Consider the following 19,149-nt stretch of genomic DNA (forward strand, 5'->3'; position numbering starts at 1 on the left):
TGCCACCATCCCCGCCCACGGAGCCCAAGCTCCCGGAAGGCCCCGCTGCCTGAAGACGGCCTGGAGACGGCAGGTGGATCGGCCGGGATCTACGCCTGCCGTCATCGTCTCCAGGCAGCCTTCGCAGCGGCGACCGCTCACGCTCCTGACGACGCCCCAGCTGTGGGATAGACCACCCCGGCTCGCTCCGCGCATCACCACGGCGCGCGGCCCGCCTTCCCCGGCCTGTTCGAGCACCCCGTGAACCTGCTGGAGTGATCACCAGCCGGGCCGGGCGCCGGTCATTCCTGCCCCTGCGGCCTCGCTGATCGGACCCGGATCCAGCACGCCGACAGAAGGCGGCGAAGAACGCGGCTGATGCAAGGCACCTGGGGCCACCAGTCACGGGCCGGGGGCTCGGCCGAGCCGGCGAAGTCGAGCGCGATGACGACGTTTTCGGGGGATCCGGACACCGCGTTCTTGTCCCCGTAGAGGGCGTCGTCAGCCGCGGAGGTGGGGCGGTGAAGTGGTCACGCGAATGCGGTACCGGGGACTTTTCCGGGTGGATCGGGGCTCGTCAAGAGGCGTATTAGTGGGACTTTCGCGACCCTGCGGCCGTCGCGGAAAGTGGCGTCACGTCGTCGTTGATCGACCGATCCGACTGAGGAGACTGACCACCGCATGGCCACTCACGACCACGGGCCGCTGCCCCTGACCACGCCGCAGAACGGCGTCTGGTTCGCGCAGCAGCTCGACCCCACCCGCATCGACTACACCATCGGCGAGTACCTGGAGATCCGCGGGGCGGTGGATCCGGCTCTGCTCTCCGAGGCGGTGCGCACCGTGGTGGCCCAGACCGAGACACTGTGCGTGCGGTTCGCCGAGGTGGACGGGGTGGTGCACCAGATACCGGCCGGGCCTCCGCCGCTGCGGATGGACACGGTGGACGTGAGCGCTCACCCCGATCCGGACGCTGAGTCCGAGCGGCTGATGCGCGCCGAGCTGGGCCGGCCGACGGACCTGGCGAACGGGGACGTGTGCCGTCAGCTGCTCGTGCGGACCGGTCCGCAGGTCTACCGCTGGATGCAGGGCTACCACCACCTCGTGGCCGACGGGGTCACCGGCTCGATCCTCGCGCGGCGCACGTCCGAGGTGTACTCGGCGCTGGTCGCGGGAGAGCCCGTACCGGCCCCCGGCAGCACCCCGTGGGAGCGGATCGTGGCCGATGAGGAGGAGTACGCTCGCTCCGAGCGGTGCGCGGCGGACCGGGAGTTCTGGCGGGCCCGGCTGGAGGGCGCCCCCGAGCCCGTTTCCTTTACCGGGAGCGCCCCGGCGCCGGCGTCCGGTACCACGGTGCGGGTGAGCGGCGAGCTCGACCCCGCCGACGCCCGCACCCTGCGCGAGGCCGCGCGTCGGCACGGGACTCGCTGGTCGGCGCTGGTGATGGCCGCGGCCGCCGCCCACCTGCACCGTGCCGGCAGCACCGATGACGTGGTCCTCGGCCTGCCGGTCACCGGCCGCACCACCCACGACGCCCGCCGGACGCCCGGCATGTTCTCCAAGGTCCTGCCGTTGCGGCTGACGGTGACCGGGGACACCACGGTCGGCGCACTGGTACGGAACACCTCCGCCGGCATCAAGGAAGCCCTGCGCCACCAGCGGTACCGGATCGAGGAGTACACCGGGACCGGGCCACGGTCGTGGGACGCAGCGGTCAACCTCATGTCCTTCGACTACGAGTTGTCCTTCGCCGGCGCGCCCGCGTCGGCGCACAACCTCGCGGTCGGACCCGTCGAGCACGTCTCCCTGAACGTCTACGACCGTGGCGGCGACAGCCCGTTGACCGTGCAGGCCGAGGGCGACGTCGCCGATATCGGCGCTGACGAACTCGACGCGCTGCGCGTGCGGTTCACCCGGTTCCTGGTCGCGCTCGCCGCGGCCGATGACGAGGCCCCGGTCGGCTCGCTGCCCTTCCTGACCGCCGAGGACACGGAGCGCCTCGCCGGTCTCGCCGAGGGGGGCGGCGACCCCGCTCCGCCCGGCGGGCTGCTGCACACGCTGTTCGAGGAGGCGGCGGCGCGGGCACCCGGGTCGGTCGCCGTGGTCTGCGCCGGCGAGGAGGTCACCTACCGCGAACTCGACGCCTGGGCTTCGGACATCGCGGACCGGCTGCGGCCGGCCGTGGAGCCGGGCACCCCCGTCGGTGTGTGCGTGGAGCGCTCCCCCGCGATGGTCGCGGCCCTGCTCGGAGTCCTGAAGGCCGGCGGCTGCTACGTACCGCTCGATCCCGGCCTGCCGCCGGAGCGGATCGCGTACGTCGTGCGCGACGCGGGGCTGTGTACGGTCGTCGCCGGGGCCGGGACTCGTGACCGGCTGCCGCAGGACCTGCCGTCCGTGGTCCTCGCGGGAGCGGTGGACGACCCGGTCCGCGGTGGCCGCGGGGGTACGGCCGTGCCGTCGGCCTCCGCCGCCTACCTGCTGTACACCTCGGGCAGTACGGGCGAGCCGAAGGGCGTCCTCGTCCCGCACGCGGCGGCCGTCGACTTCGTACGCGGCCACCTCGCGCTGTGCGGTGCGGGCGAACACGCCGGATCCGCGGCGGCAGCGGGAGCCGGGCGTACGGAGCGGTTCCTCGGCTTCGCCTCGGTGTCCTTCGACGTGTCGGTCCTGGACGTCTTCGGCTCCCTGCTGAGCGGTTCCACCCTGGTGCTCGCCACCGACGCCGAGCGGGTCGACGTCGACCGCCTCCAGGCTCTGCTCGCCGAGCACGCGGTGACGGTCGCCGACCTCCCGCCGGCGCTCCTGCCGCTGCTGGACCCGGCCTCCCTTGCCGAGCTGCGTTTCCTGTCCACGGGCGGCGAGGCCCCGTCCGGGGATGCCGTCGACCGCTGGGCGGTGGACGGCCGCGAGGTCTGGAACGCCTACGGGCCCACCGAGGCGGCCGTGTCCGTCACCATGCACCGGGTGGTTCCGCCCTCGCACGGCCGGACCCCGCCGATCGGGCGGCCGATGGCCCGCCACCGGGCGTACGTGGTGGACCGGGACCTGCGGCTGCTGCCGCCGGGGGCGACCGGCGAGCTGTGCGTGGCCGGTGCGGGGCTCGCCCAGGGGTACGCGGGGCGCGCGGCCATGACGGCCGAACGGTTCGTGCCCGATCCGTTCTCCGGTGTTCCCGGTACGCGGATGTACCGGACGGGCGACCTCGTGCGCTGGTCGGCGCGCGGCGAACTGGAGTTCCTCGGTCGGGTGGACCGTCAGGTCAAGATCAACGGCCACCGGATCGAGCTGGGCGAGATCGAGGCCGTGCTCGGCCGGCAGCCCTCGGTCGGTCAGGCCGCGGTGATCGTGCACGCGCCGGCCGGCGCCGCCCGGCGGCTGGTCGCCTTCGTGGCACCGCCGCAGGACGGTCCGGCGCCCGAACCAGAGCAATTGGCGGCGGAATTGGGCCGGGTCCTGCCCGGCTACATGGTGCCCCGCACCATCGTCGCCGTGGACCGGCTGCCGCTCACCCCGGGCGGCAAGGTGGACCGCGCGCGGCTCCACGTACCGCAGGCCGCGGCGCGTCCGGAGCGCCCGCAGCGCACGTACGGGGCCGTCGAGGTGGCCCTCGCGGCGCTATTCTCCGAGGCCCTCGGCGTCACCGCCGCTCCCGACGACAACTTCTTCGAGCTCGGCGGTGACAGCATCACCGCCCTCACCCTGACCAGCCGGGCGCGGGCGCGCGGCTTCTCCTTCACCTTGCGCGACGTGTTCGCGCACAAGACGGCGGGCGCCCTCGCCGCGGCCGTGGGTGAGCCGGCCAACGGTACGTCCCCGTCCGCCGCTCCGGCCCCTGACGCGTGCGGTCCGCTGCCGGCGACGCCGGTCATGCGCTGGCTGCTGGACGGACCGGGCCCCATCGGGCGCTTCAGCCAGTCCATGGTGCTGGCCCTGCCCGGGCACGCGGACGACGCGACGCTCGTACGGGTCCTGCAGTCGGTCGTGGACCGGCACGCGGCGCTGCGCCTCGGCGTGGCCGCCGGTTCCGAGGGACCGCTGTGCACGGTCGGCGAGCCCGGTTCGGTCGACGTGTCCCGGCTGTACCGCACCGTGGCCGTGGCGGGGCAGGACGCGGCCGCCCGCGCCGACGCCATGGCCGAGGCGGCGCGGGAGGCGGCCGGGCAACTGGACCCCGCGGCCTCGGTGATGCTGCGGGCGGTGCGCTTCGACGCCGGTGGTGCCGGACCGGACCGGCTGCTGCTGTGCGTGCACCACCTGGCCGTGGACGGGGTGTCCTGGCGGATCCTGACGGCGGACCTGGCCGACGCCTGGGAGGCCGCCGTGGCCGGGCGGCCGCTGCCGGCCGCCGACGGGGAGGTGTCGTTCCGCGTCTGGGCCCAGCACCTCGACCTCATGGCGCAGGACCCGCAGGTGCTCGCCGAACTCCCCTTCTGGCGCTCGACGCTGGCGGCTCTTGGGGCGGGGGCGGACCCCGAGGCGCCGTGGAACCGGGTCCCCGACCCGGTGAGGGACACCGCGGGCACCGCCCGCACGCTGACGCTCGACCTGCCGCGCGAGGTCGCCGGCCCGCTGCTGGCCGGGGTGCCCGGCGCGCTGCGCACCGGGCCGGCCGAGGTACTCCTCGCCGGGCTGGTCCTCGCGGCCCACCGCCTCCGGTCCCCCGGGAGCGCGGCCGGGCCGCTGCTGGTCGACCTGGAGGGCCACGGCCGTGGCGACCGCACCGGCCGCCACGACCTGGCGCAGACCGTGGGCTGGTTCACCACTCAGTACCCGGTCCGCTTCGATCTGGACGGCCTTGACCTGGACGCGGCGGCCCGGGGCGGCGAGGCGCTCGCCGAGCTGGTCGCCCGGATCCACACGGTGGTCGCTTCCGTACCGGACCACGGCACGGGCTTCGGCCTGCTGAGTCGCCTCAATCCGCGGACCGCCCCGGAACTGTCCGCACTCCCGCGCCCCCGGGTCCTGTTCAACTACCTCGGCCGGTTCTCCGGCGGTGACGAGGCGCCTTGGAGCCCCGCCCCCGAGGCGGGCGGACTGCGGGCCGACGTGGACCCGGCGATGCCCGTCGAGCACGCCGTACAGATCGACGCCCTGGCCGTGGACGGCGCCGACGGTCCCACATTCACCGCGGCCGTCACCCATCCTCGGGCCCTGCTGACCGACGCCGAGGCGGACGCCCTGGTGGCGGCCTGGGGGGAGGCGCTGCGCCTGCTGGCCGCCTGGACGGGAGCCGCCCGGCCCCGCCGCCTCACCCCCCGGGACCTGCCGCTGGTCCGGCTGACGCAGCCTGAGACGGACGCCCTGTCCGCACGCCACGCCGGGCTCGTCGACGTACTGCCGCTCTCACCGCTCCAGGAGGGCCTCTTCTTCCACTCCGCCTTCGACACGGGCGCGCTGGACGCCTACACCGGCCAGCTCGTCCTCACTCTTGAGGGCCCCGTCGACGAGCGCACCCTGCGGACGGCGTGCGACGGACTACTGCGCCGCCACAGTGCACTGCGCTCCGCCTTCACCGACCAGGGGCTGGACCGCCCGGTGCAGGTCGTCCTCGAATCCGTGGAGGCGCCCTGGGAGACGGTGAACCTCGGCGGACTCGGATCCCCGGACGGGCAGCGGGAGTGGGAGCGGCTGCTGGCGGCCGACCGGGCCCGCAGCTTCGACCTCGAGCGGCCCCCACTGGTGCGCTTCACCCTGGTCCGGTTCGGCACCGACGAGCACCGGCTGGTCATGACGAACCACCACATCCTGTGGGACGGCTGGTCCTCGGCGGTCCTCCTGCGCGAACTGCTCGCGGGATACGCCGAATGCACCGCGCACGCCGGGGGGAACGGGCCCGGGGAGAGCGGCCCCGTCGCGGAAGGGGCCGCGTACCGCTCCCACCTGGACTGGCTGGCCCGCCAGGACCACCGCGCCGCCGAGGCGGCCTGGAGCGGCGCGCTGGCCGGTCTGGCGGAGCCGACGCTGCTGGGCGCGGCCGACCCCCACCGGATCGACGCCCTGCCCGAGCGGGCCGCGGTGGAGCTGTCGGCGGAACTGACCGCGCGGCTCACCGCACGGGCCCGTACCGCGGGGATCACCCTCAACAGCGTCGTCCAGGGCCTGTGGGCGGTGCTGCTGGGCCGGGTGACCGGGCGGGACGACGTGGTGTTCGGCGGGACCGTTTCCGGGCGCACCGCGGACGTCGCGGGCATCGAGGAGATGGTCGGGCTGCTGATCAACACGCTGCCCGTGCGGTTCCGAATCCGGGAGGACGAGCCGCTGCTGGCCGCGCTCGCCCGGTTCCAGGACGAGCAGGCGGACCTGATGGACCACCAGCACGCCGGACTGGCCGGCATCCAGCGCGCAGTCGGGCTGGGCACCCTCTTCGACACGACCGTCGTCGTCGAGAACTATCCGCTCGACCTGGAATCGATGCGGGACCTGGCCGGCGGGCCGCGACTGATTGGGGTGGAGGGTTCGGACGCCACCCACTACACGGTCAACCTCATCGTCCTGCCCGGGGAGCGGCTGCGGCTGCACCTGGACCACCGTACGGACATCCTCGACGCGCGGACGGCGCGCAGTCTGGGCGAGGCGCTGGAGCGGCTGCTGACGGCCGTCGCCGATGCCCCCTCCACCCCGGTCGGGGAGGTGGACCTGCTCTCCGCGGAGCAGCACCGGCTGATCCGGGAGTGGAACGGCACAGCCGTGCCCGTCCCCCACACCACGCTGGTGGAGCTGTTCGCACAGCAGGTGGCCCGGACGCCGGACGCCCCGGCGACCGTCTTCCGCGGCGAGCGCCTGACGTACGCGGAGCTCGACGCCCGCGCCGAGCGGCTGGCGCGGGAGCTGTGCGACCGGGGCGCCGGTCCGGAGCGGATCGTCGCGGTCGCCCTGCACCGCTCCACCGAGATGGTGGTCTCGCTGCTGGCCGTGCTGAAGTCCGGGGCGGCCTACCTTCCGGTGGACCCCTCGCTGCCGGCGGACCGGATCGCGTACCTGCTGTCCGACGCCGAGCCCGTCCTGCTGCTCGCCGACGACACCGTGGCGGCCGCGCTGCCGGCCGCCGCGAACCTGCCGCGGCTCGATCCGGGGGCCGTCCACGGCGGGGGCCGCGGTGCGCGGCTGCGGGCGCCGCTTCCCGCGCACCCCGCGTACGTGATCTACACGTCCGGGTCGACGGGGCGGCCCAAGGCCGTCGTCGTCGAGCACGCGGCGATCGTCAACCGGCTGCTGTGGATGCAGGACCGGTACCGGCTGGGCGCGGACGACCGGGTGCTCCAGAAGACCCCGTTCGGTTTCGACGTGTCGGTGTGGGAGTTCTTCTGGCCGCTGCTGACCGGTGCGGCCCTGGTCGTCGCGGAGCCCGGCGGACACAAGGACCCCGCCTACCTCACCCGGGTGATCCAAGAGGAGGTGATCACCACCGTCCACTTCGTGCCGTCCATGCTGGCGGCGTTCGTGGAGGACCCGCAGGCCGGCCGCTGCCGGTCGCTGCGGCGGGTCGTGTGCAGTGGCGAGGCCCTGCCGGAAGAGCTGAAGAACCGATTCCTCGACGTGGTCGACGTTCCCCTGCACAACCTGTACGGACCCACCGAGGCGGCCGTGGACGTCACGCACTGGGACTGCCTCCGCGAGGAAACCGGGCCCGTGCCGATCGGCCGGCCGATCTGGAACACCTCGCTGCGCGTGCTCGATCCGCGGGGGCGGCCCGTCCCGGTGGGCGTGGCGGGCGAGCTGTACCTCGCGGGCGCGGGACTGGCCCGCGGCTACCTGCGCCGCCCGGCGCTGACCGCGGAGCGCTTCCCCCTCGATCCGTTCGGCCCGCCGGGTTCGCGCATGTACCGCACCGGTGACCTGGCCCGGCACCGGGCCGACGGTTCCGTGGAATACCTCGGCCGCACCGACGACCAGGTCAAGATCCACGGCTTCCGGATCGAGCTCGGCGAGATCGAGACGGCACTGTGCCGGCTTCACGGGGTGGGACGCGCCGCGGTGGTCGTCCGCGAGGACGTCCCGGGCGAGCGCAGGCTCGTCGGGTACGTCGTCCCGGAGGCCGGGGCCGCCCCGGAACCGGACCCGGGCCGGGAACCGGGACGGGCCCGGTCCCTGGGCCCGGAGGCGATGCGCGCCGAACTGGCGCGCTCCCTGCCGGAGTACATGGTGCCGCTGCTGGTGGTCGTGGACGCGCTGCCCGTCACGGCGAACGGCAAGCTCGACCGCAGGGCGCTGCCGGAGCCCGCCGCGGAGACCGCCGCCACCGGGTACGAGCCGCCCGCCGGGGAGACCGAGGAACTGGTCGCCATGGTGTGGGCCTCCGTACTGGACGCGCCGCGGATCGGCCGCCACGACGACTTCTTCGCCCTCGGGGGGCACTCGCTGAGCGCGACCCGGGTGGCGGCCCGGCTGCGCCAGTCCCTCGGGCTCGATCTGCCCCTGCACACCCTCTTCGAACAGCGGACCGTCGCCGCCCTCGCCACCGCCGTCGAGACGGTGCTGCTGGCCGCACTTGAGGCCGAAGCCGGCCCGTTCGACGCACAGACCGCCACCGTCGACGCCATCGACGGCGTTCCTTCACTCGTACTTCAGGGAGAGACCTCGTGACCACCCAGGAGAGCCTTCCCGCCGGCGTCGACAGCCGGCTGGCCGCCGCCCGCGAGCTGCTGCGGCGCCGTGTGCGCGCGGCGCTGGACGATTCGGCGGCCGGCCCGGTGACCGCCGCGTCCCCCATCACGGGCACCGACGGCCACGGCCTCGCACCCGTCACACCCGTCGCACCCGTCGCCTCCTTCGCCCAGGAGCGGATGTGGCTGGTGGACCGGATGAGTAACGGCACCCCCGGCTATGCGATCCCCGAGGTCGTCCGGCTGCGCGGCCCCCTCCGGCCGGACCTGCTGCGCCGGAGCCTGACCGCCGTCGTAGCCCGCCACGCACCGCTGCGCACCGTCTTCGAGGAGCGCGACGGCGCCCCGCACCCCGTGGTCCTGCCCGCACCGGAGGCCTTCCCGCTGCCGGTGCTCGATCTGGGCGAGCCCCCCCTCGCCGGACTGGAGGAGCGGGCCCGCGCCCTGGCCCGGGAGGAGGTCCGCAGACCCTTCGACCTGGCGACGGGCCCGCTGCTGCGCGCCCTGCTGATCCGGCTCGGCGCCGAGGACCACCTGCTGGTGCTGGTGGTCCACCACATCGCGACCGACGGCTGGTCCATGGGACTGCTCTGGCAGGAGCTCTCCGAGGGCTACGCGGCCCTGCTCGCGGACCGGCCGGTCCCGCGGGCGCCGCTCCCCCTCGACTACCAGGCGTACGCCCGTACCCAGCGCGAGCGGTTCGCGAGCGGTGCGATGAACGGGCAGCTGCGCTGGTGGGAGAAGTCCCTCGCGGGGCTGGAGCCCCTCGAACTGCCCGCGGACCGGCCCCGGCCCACCCGCCGCAGCGGCGATGGCGCGAGCCTGGACTTCGCCCTCGACGCCCGGCTCACCGCACGGCTGCGCGGGATCGCCGAGAGCAGCGGCGCCACCCTGTTCATGACCCTGCTGGCCGGCTTCCAGGCCACCCTGGCCCGCTTCTCCGGCCGCACCGACATCGCCGTCGGCACTCCGGTCGCCGGGCGCGACCGGGTGGAGCTGGAGCCCCTCGTCGGGTTCTTCGTCAACACCGTGGTGCTGCGCGCCGACCTGTCGGGCGATGTGGGGTTCCGCGAGCTGCTCGGCCGGGTCCGCCGGGCGACGGTGGACGCGTACGACCACCAGGAGGTGCCCTTCGACCGGCTTGTGGAGCACCTGAACCCCGAGCGCGTCGGCGACCGCAACCCGCTCGTGCAGGTGATGTTCGCGTCGGCGCCGGACGAGACCGCCGGGCTGCGGCTGCCGGGCCTGGACGCACAGGTCGTGCGGAGCGACTTCGGCGGATCCCTCTTCGACCTCGGCATCTTCGTCTCCGAGGGCGCCGAGACCTGCTCCGGCTCGCTCGTCTTCGACACCGACCTGTTCGACCGGGCCACCGCCGAACTCGTGCTCGGCCACTACCTGGAGCTGCTCGCCTCCGCCGCCGAGGAGCCCGACCGGCCGCTGGCCGAGCTGCTGCCCTCCGCCCCGACCGCGGCCCGGCTCGTCGCCGAGGGCCACGGCGCGGCCCGCCCCGACCTCGCCCCGGCCACCCTGGTCGAGCTGTTCGCCGAACAGGCCCGGCGCGCCCCCGCTGCCGAGGCCGTGGTCTGCGGCACCGACCGCCTGAGCTTCGCCGAACTCGACCGCCGGTCGGATGAGTTGGCGGCCCGGCTGGCCGCCGCCGGGGTGGTGCGCGAATCGCCGGTGGCCCTGCTGATGGAGCGCTCGGTCCACCTCCCGGTAGCGATCCTGGCCGTCCTGAAGGCCGGCGGGCTCTACGTGCCCCTCGGCGAGGGATTCCCCGTCACACGGCTGCACTGGATACTGGAGCGGACCGGCGCCCGCCTGCTGCTCGCCGACGCGGCGACGGCCGGCCACGAGGCCGTCCGTACCTCGCCGGTGCCGGTGCTCGACGCGGCGGCCCCGGTGGACGGGGCCCCGGTGGACGGGGCCCGGGCCGCCGCGCCGGGTCCGTACCCGTCCTGCTCGCCGGACCAGTTGGCGTACGTGATGTACACCTCCGGTTCCACGGGCGAGCCGAAGGGCATCGGCGTCACGCACGCCAACGTCGCGGCGCTCGCCCGGGACGCCTCCTTCGGCGCCGCGCACCGCCGGGTGCTGGCGCACTCCCCGCTCTCGTTCGACGCCTCGACCTACGAATTGTGGGTGCCGCTGCTCTCCGGCGGGCAGGTGGTCCTGGCGCCGCCCGGCCGGGTGGACACCGCGGCCCTGACCCGGCTGGTGCAGGAGCACCGGATCACCTCGCTGTTCCTCACGGCCGCCCTCTTCAACCTGGTGGTCGAGGAGTGCGTGGAGCTCCTGACGCACGTGCGGGAGGTGTGGACAGGCGGTGAGGCCGCCTCCCCGCACTCCTTCGCCCGGGCCCTGGAGCAGGCACCCGAGACCGTCCTCGTCAACGTCTACGGGCCCACCGAGACGACGGTCTTCGCCACGCGGCACCGGCTGGACCCGCGCGCCGGAGCCGTCGTGGACGGCCGGATCCCCATCGGCACCGCACTGGACGACACCCGCCTCTACGTCCTGGACGAGCGCGGTCGCCCGGTGCCGCAGGGCGCCGTGGGCGAGCTGTGCATCGGCGGCACCGGAGTGGCCCGCGGCTACCTGGACCGGCCCGGCCTGACCGCGGGGCAGTTCACCCCCGACCCCTACGGCGTCCCGGGCGCCCGGATGTACCGGACGGGCGACCTCGCCCGGCGGCGCCCCGACGGGGCCGTCGACTACCTGGGCCGGAGCGACCAGCAGGTCAAGATCCGCGGCCATCGGATCGAGCCGGGCGAGATAGAGGCCCAGCTGACCCGCTGCCCGCAGGTCGGGCACGCCGCGGTCGTGGTCCGCGAGGACGTCCCCGGCGAGCAGCGGCTCGTCGCCTACGTGGTGCCCGCGGAGGGGCAGCGGGCCGAACCGGCCGAGCTGCACCGGGCGCTCGCCGCACGGCTGCCCGCGTACATGCTGCCCTCGGCGATCGTGCCGCTCGACGCGCTGCCGGTCACGCCGAACGGCAAACTGGACCGGCGCGCGCTGCCCGCTCCGCCCGAGGAGGGAGTGCGCCGGGCCGAGTTCGCCCCGCCCGCGACGCCGGCGGAGGAACTCGCCGCGTCGGTGTGGTGCGAGGTGCTGGGTACCGAGCGGATCGGCCGCCACGACGACTTCTTCGCGCTCGGCGGGCACTCCCTGCGGGCCACCCGCGCCGTGTCGCGGCTCGGTGCCCGCCTGGGTACCGGGGTGCCGCTGCGGCTGCTCTTCGAGCACCCGACGCTGGAACGGTTCGCCTCGGCGCTGGACGCCTTGCGCGCGGAGGCGGCCGGCCCGGCCCGGGCCACCGTCACGGCGATCGGCGCCCGGCCCGACGGGGAACCCGCGCCGCTGTCCTTCGCCCAGCAGCGCCTGTGGTTCCTGGACCAGCTCCAGCCCGGCCGCCCCGACTACAACATCCCCGTCACGGCCCGGCTGCGGGGCCCGCTGGACGCCGACGCGCTGACCGCCGCGCTGAGCACGGTGGTGACCCGGCACGAGGTGCTGCGCTCCCGGATCACCGAGGGCCCGCGAGGTCCCGTACAGACCGTGGAAGCGCCGGAGGTCTTCGTCCCCGTCCGCACCGACCTGGGCGACCTGCCCGCGGAGGAGGCCCGTTCACGGGCGCTCGGCCTGGCCCACGCGGATGCCGCCGCCCCCTTCGACCTGGGCTCCGCTCCCCTACTGCGGGCCCGGGTGGTGCGGGTCGCGGACGACGAGCACCTGCTCGTCCTGGTCCTGCACCACACGGTCGGCGACGGCTGGTCGATGCCGGTGCTGTGGCGGGAGCTGTCCGGTGCCTACGCGGCGCTGCGCCGCGGTGAGCGTCCCACGCTGCCGGAACTGAGCCTCCAGTACGGGGACTTCGCGTTCTGGCAGCAGAACAGGCTGGCGAACGGCGAAGCCGGCGCGGGGATCGCCCACTGGCGCGAGGCGCTGGCCGGGCTCCCGGCCCTGGAGCTGCCCACCGACCGGCCGCGGCCGCAGGTGCGCTCCGGTGCGGGCGACTCCTTCGTCTTCGAGGTCCCGGCCGAACTCGCCGGGCGGCTCGGCGTGCTGGCCCGTGAGCGGGGCGCCACCCTCTTCATGGTGCTGCTGGCGGGCTTCCAGGCTTTGCTGGCCCGCTATACGGGCCAGGCCGACATCGCGGTGGGTTCGCCCATCGCGGGCCGTGACCGCACCGAACTGGAGCCGCTCATCGGCTTCTTCGTCAACACCCTCGTCCTGCGCACCGACCTGTCCGGCGACCCGGCATTCGGTGAACTGCTGTGCCGGGTGCGCCGCACCGCGCTCGCCGCGTACGAGCACCAGGACGTCCCCTTCGACCGGCTGGTGGAGGAGCTGCGGCCGGAGCGCGACCTCAGCCGCAACCCGCTGTTCGAAGTGCTGTTCCAGCTGCATCCCGAGCAGCTCGCCGCCCTACCGCTGGACGGTGTGGAGGTCGAGGACCTCGACACGTCCAACGCGACGGCCAAGTTCGACCTCAGCCTGGCGATGACGGAACACCCCGGCGGTCTGACCGGCACGGTGCAGTACGCGACGGACCTCTTCGACCGGGCCACGGTCGAGCGGTTCGGCGCGCACTACCTGCGCCTGCTGGCCGGCGCCGCCAAGGAGCCCGACGCACCGCTGTCCCGGCTGGACGTCCTGTCCCCGCAGGAGCACGCCGCCCTGCTCGGGGAGGAGCCGGAGCCGCCCGCGGACCGGCCGGCGGACCGGACCCTGCACTCCCTGGTGGCGGAACAGGCCCGGCTGCGGCCGGACGCCCCCGCCGTGACCTGCGCGGGCCGCACCACCAGCTACGCGGAGCTCGACGCGGCCGCCAACCGGCTGGCCCACCGGCTGCGGCAGCTCGGGACCGGCCCCGAGACCACGGTGGCCGTGCTGGCCGGCCGCGACCTGCGCATGCTGGTCTGTGTCCTCGCGGTCCTGAAGGCCGGCGGCGCCTACCTGCCGCTCGACGGGGGGCACCCGGCCGAGCGGGTCCGCACGGTCCTGGCCGACAGCGGCGCCCACCTGGTACTGACGGCGGGCCTGCCCGGCGGGCTGGCCGCGGACCTCGCCGGCGCCGTGCCGGTCCTGGACCTGGATGCCGAGCAGCACCGGGTGGACGCACTGCCCGCCACGGCGCCGCCCGCCGCGGCCTCCCCCGCCCACCTCGCCTACCTGCTGTACACCTCCGGGTCCACTGGCCGCCCCAAGGGCGTGGCCGTCACGCACGCCGCGATCACCGGCTATCTGGCGGCGCTGACCTCCACCTTCGGTCTCGGGCCCGAGGACGCGGTGCTCGCCCGTACGGCGCTGACCTTCGACCCGTCGGTCCGGGACCTGTTCGCCCCGCTGACCTCCGGCGGCCGGATCGTCCTCGCCTCCCAGGACGAGGCCGGGGATCCGGACGCCCTGGCCCGGCTGCTGCACGCCGAGGGCGTGACGGCGCTGCTGTCGATCGTCCCGTCGATGCTGGAGCCGCTGATCGGCGCCGTGGCCGCGGGAGAGGGGCCGTCGCCGGCCCTGCGGCTGGTGATGACCACCGGTGAGGCGCTGACGCCGGGGCCGGCCCGGGCCGCGCGCACCCTGGGCACGCCCGGTCGACTGCGGCTGGTCAACCAGTACGGTCCGACGGAGTGCACCAACACCACCACCTACCACGAGGTGACGGACGCCGACATCGAGGCGGGCCGCATCCCCATCGGGCGGCCGCTGCCCGGAGCCCGCGTGCTCGTGCTCGGCGAACGCCTCGAACCGCTGCCGCGGGGCGCGATCGGTGAACTCTTCATCGCCGGACGCGGGGTGACCCGCGGCTACCTCGGCGATCCGGCCCGCACCGCCGAGTCGTACCCGCCGGACCCGTACGGGCCGCCCGGCGCGCGCATGTACCGCACCGGTGACCTGGCGCGGCTGCGCTCCGACGGGGTGCTGGAGTTCCACGGCCGCCGGGACAACCAGGTCAAGGTCCGGGGTCACCGCATCGAACTCGGTGAGGTCGAGGCCGCCCTGCTGCGCCACCCGGACGTCGCCCGGGCCGTGGCCGCCGCGCACGGCGAGGGCGCCGACCTGACGCTCGCCGCGTACGTCGTCTGGCGGGAGGGCACCGGCGATCCGGCCGCCGTACTGGACTTCGTACGCGCCGCCCTGCCGGCCGCGATGGTGCCGGCCGCGCTGGTGGTGCTGGACGCGCTGCCGCTGACGCCGAACGGGAAGACCGACCGCAGGGCGCTGCCCGCGCCGGAGCCCGGCACGGCCGGCGGCCACCGCGTGCACGTCGCCCCGCGCACCGCGCTGGAGCGGACGGTCGTCGAGGTCTGGGAGGAGGTGCTCGGGGTGGGCTCCATCGGGGTCCGCGACCACTTCTTCGAGCGCGGCGGGCACTCCCTGCGCGCCACCCGGGTCGTCTCCCGGCTGCGCGCCCTGCTGGAGCTGGACATCCCCGTGCAGCTGCTCTTCCGGCACCCGGTGGCCGAGGACCTGGCCCGGGCGCTGGCCTCGCTGGGTGCGGCGCACGCCTCGGAGCCGGTGATCCCGGCGCTGCCCGTGGGGCCGGGCCCGCTGTCCTTCGGGCAGCAGCGGCTGTGGCTGCTGGACCGGCTCCAGCCGGGCCGGCCCGACTACAACATGCCCGGCGCCGTGCGGTTGACCGGGGAGCTGGACCGCGCCGCGGCGCTGGCCGCGCTGGAGGACGTTGTCACCCGGCACGAGGTGCTGCGTTCGCGGATCGAAGAGAGCGAAGAGAGCGAAGAGAGCGAAGAGAGCAAGGAGACCGAAGGGAGCGGCGCCGAGGGGGTGTTCGCGGCCCGTGTCGTGCCCGGTCCGGCCTCGATGTTCACCCCACTGTTCACCGACCTGTCGGAGCTGGGTGCGGCGGTGGCCGGGGAGCGGGCGCGGGAGCTGGCGGTTCAGGACGCCGCGCTGCCCTTCGACCTGGCCGCGGCGGGCCCGCTGCGGGCCCGGCTGGTGCGCATCGCCCCGCAGGAGCACCTGTTGGTGATCGTCGCGCACCACATCGCCTTCGACGGCTGGTCGGTGGGCGTGTTCTGGCGGGAGTTCTCCGCCGCCTACCGGGCCCGTACCCTCGACGGAGCCAAGCCGCTGCCGCAACTCGCCGTCTCCTACCGCGATTTCGCGTCCTGGCAACGTGAACGGCTGAGCGGTGACGCCCTCGCGGAGACCCTGGAGTACTGGCGCGGCCGGCTCGACGGGCTCGCCCCGCTGGACCTGCCCACCGACCGGCCCCGGCCGGCCACCCCGTCCGGGCGCGGCGAACAGTTCTCCTTCGAACTGCCCGAGCCGCTGCTGCGGGACCTGCGCGAGCTGGGCCGGCGGCACGACGCGACCCTGTTCATGGTGCTGCTGGCAGGCTTCCAGGCGCTCCTGGCCCGCTGGTCGGGCGGCGAGGACGTGGCCGTGGGCTCCCCCATCGCCGGGCGCGACCGTACCGAACTGGAGCCGCTCATCGGCTTCTTCGTCAACAGCCTGGTGCTGCGCACCGACCTGTCCGGCGATCCCGGCTTCGGCGAGCTGCTGGACCGGGCCCGTGAGACGGCCCTGGGTGCGTACGCCCACCAGGAGGTGCCGTTCGAGCGCCTGGTGGAGGAGGTGCGGCCGGAGCGCGATCTGAGCCGCAACCCGCTGTTCCAGGTGATGCTGGTGCTCGACGAGGAGGCCTCGAAGCCGCCCGCCCTGCCCGGCCTGGACGTGGAACCGCTCTCGCTGGCCAGCGGCGCTTCGAAGTTCGACCTGTCGCTGTACTTCGTCGAGGAGCAGGGGGCACTGCGCGGCGAGGCCGTGTTCGCCACCGACCTCTTCGACCGGGCGAGCGTCGAGCGGATGACCTCGGCGCTGGCCGAGCTGCTCACGGCCGCGGTGGCCGATCCCGCCACCCCGTTGGGCGCCCTGCCCCTGATGGACGCGGCCGGGGAGGCCCGACTCCTGGAAGCGGGCGGCGGAGCCGCCGGGCCGGCCGCCGGCCGGGCCCTCCCCTCGCTCCCCCTGCTCGTCGGCGAGCAGGCCCTGCGTACGCCGGGGGCCGTCGCCGTGGACGACGGCGAACTGACCCTCACGTACGCCGGGTTGTGGGAGACGTCGGGCCTGCTGGCCCGGGAGCTGGCCCGCCTGGGTGTGGGTCCGGAGACGGCGGTGGCCGTATGCGCGGAGCGCTCCGTGCTGCTGCCGGCGGCGCTGCTGGGCGTGCTGCGTTCCGGCGGCATGTACGTGCCCGTGGACCCCGGCTATCCGGGCGACCGGATCGCCTACATGATCACGGACAGCGGTGCCCGGGTGCTGGTGGTCTCGGGTCTGGCCGGCCCCGCCGAGGCGCCGGACGGGGTCACCGTGCTGGACCTGGACGCTCTGACCGGGGCCGCGGCCCCCGCGGGCGCCGAGCTCGAACCGGCGCGGCCCGAGCGGGCCCCGGAGCCGGAGCAACTGGCCTACACCCTGTACACCTCGGGTTCCACGGGACGCCCGAAGGGGGTCACCGTCCCGCACCGGGCGCTGGCCAACTTCACCCGGGACATGGTGCGCAGGCTGGAGCTGACGGCCGGCGACACGGTCGCGGCCGTCACCACCGCCTCCTTCGACATCGCCGTGCTGGAACTGCTGGTCCCGCTCGCGTGCGGAGCGACCGTACGGGTCGTCGACCGGGAGACCGCCCGGGACGGCGCCCTCCTCGCGAAGGAGCTGGACGCGGCACCGGTCACGGTCGTCCAGGCCACCCCGGCGACCTGGCACCAGCTGATGGAGTCCGGCTGGCAGGCGCCCCGCGTACGGGCCCTGTGCGGCGGCGAGGCGCTGCCGCCGGCCCTGGCCGAGCGGATGCGCACGGCGCTGGGCACGGTCCGCAACGTGTACGGACCGACGGAGACCACCGTCTGGTCCACGGCCCACCTGCTGTCCGGGCCGGTCGGTGACGGGCCGGTGCCCATCGGCTCGGCGCTCGCCAACACCCGCCTGCACGTACTGGACGCGCACCTGCGGCCGGTGCCGGTCGGCGTGTTCGGCGAGCTCTACATCGGCGGCGACGGGGTGGCCCGCGGCTACCACGGGCGGCCGGCACTGACCGCGGCCCGGTTCGTACCCGACCCGTACGCGGCGGGCGAGCGGCTGTACCGCACCGGTGACCTCGTACGGCGCCTCGCGGACGGCGGACTGGAGTACCGCGGCCGGGCCGACGGCCAGGTGAAGGTGCGCGGCCACCGGATGGAACTCGGCGAGATCGAGTCCGCGCTCGCCCGCCACCCGCGGGTGGCGGCGGCGGCCGTGGCCGTCCACGGCACCGGAGTGGACGCCGTGCTCGCCGGCTACGTGACCTGGCGGGACGGAGCGGGCGAGGTCCGGGAGCTCGGCGGCTTCCTGCGCCGGGACCTGCCCGAGTACATGGTGCCGGCCGTCCTCACGGCGCTGGAGCGCCTCCCGCTCACCCCGAACGGCAAGCTCGACCGCAAGGCGCTGCCCGCTCCTTCAGCGGACGCGGTGCGCGGCGGGGGCGCGGGGCGGATCGCCCCGCGCGACACCACCGAGCTGCGGATGGCGCGATTGTGGGAGCAGACCCTGGGCACGTCCCCCATCGGGGTGCGCGACGACTTCTTCGCACTCGGCGGCCACTCGCTCAAGGCCTTCGCCCTGATGGCCGCCGTGCGCCGGGAGTTCGGGGTGGATCTGCCGCTGAACATGGTCTTCCGTCGGCGCACCGTCGAGCTGCTCTGCGAGGCGCTGCCGGAGGCGGGGGCGGCCGCGGCCCGGCTGCTGGTCCCGCTCGCCGACGGGGCCCCGTCCAGGCCGCCGCTGGTCCTGGTCCACCCGCGGGGCGGCGACGTCGTCTGCTACCGGGATCTGGTGCGGGAGCTGTCCGCCCGTCCCGGGGGCGACCGGCGGGTCCTCGGCCTGGAGTCCGTGGGGTACAACACCGGCGAGACCCCGCTGGAGCGGGTGCGGGAGATGGCCGAGCGCTACCTGGCCGCCCTCCGCGAGGAGCAGCCGCAGGGCCCGTACCTCCTCGCCGGCTGGTCGTTCGGCGGGACGGTGGCCTACGAGATGGCCGCCCGGCTGGAGGCCGCAGGTGAGGAGGTGGCCTTCCTCGGGCTGATCGACGCGGCGGCGCCGGGCGCCACGGCCGGCAGCCGGTCCGCCGCCGCGGGGCCGGGCGATCCGGACCTGCTGCGGTACGGCATCGCGGCGGGCCTCGACGCCGGCTCGGCGCGCGAACTGGACGAGGAGGAACTGCTCGACGTCCTGGTGCGCCGCGGCCGCGCGGAGGGCACCCTTCCGCGTACGTCCCCGACGGAGGCCCTGCGCAGGCTCCTGCGGGTCGCCAAGGCGAACGGCACGGCCTCCGCCGCCTACCGCACCGACGCCGTCCTCGGTGTCGACCTGCACCTGTTCACGGTCGACGAGCGCCACCCCGAGCTCGCGACCCCGCTGGTGGACCCGGCGGCCTGGCGGCCCCGCACCGACGGCGCCGTCGTACGGGCCGCGGTCCCGGGCAACCACCACGACCTGGTGGACCCTCCGCACTGCGCCACCCTGGCCCAACTGCTCGCCGCGGCCCTGCCCCGCTGAG

Annotated in this window: 2 protein-coding genes; both read left to right on the plus strand. The window is 75.0% G+C overall.

What is annotated here, in order from left to right:
• Positions 1–660: 660 nt before the first annotated feature.
• The gene (locus tag OG435_RS00880; protein WP_266874788.1) at positions 661–8,562 is read left to right on the plus strand and encodes a non-ribosomal peptide synthetase; all 7,902 of its coding nucleotides are present in this window, start codon (positions 661–663) and stop codon (positions 8,560–8,562) included.
• Positions 8,559–19,148, plus strand: coding sequence for an amino acid adenylation domain-containing protein (locus OG435_RS00885; RefSeq protein ID WP_266874789.1), 10,590 nt, complete (start codon positions 8,559–8,561; stop codon positions 19,146–19,148). The genes OG435_RS00880 and OG435_RS00885 overlap by 4 nt, the downstream gene beginning before the upstream one ends.
• The last annotated feature ends 1 nt before the right edge of the window (position 19,149 follow it).

Origin of the sequence: Streptomyces sp. NBC_01264, assembly GCF_026340675.1 — a bacterium.
Taxonomy (GTDB): Bacteria; Actinomycetota; Actinomycetes; order Streptomycetales; family Streptomycetaceae; genus Streptomyces.

What these genes read in the sequence shown, in the direction of transcription:
- OG435_RS00880 (WP_266874788.1), top strand. Translation starts at nt 661, where the DNA reads ATGGCCACTCACGACCACGGGCCGCTGCCCCTGACCACGCCGCAGAAC.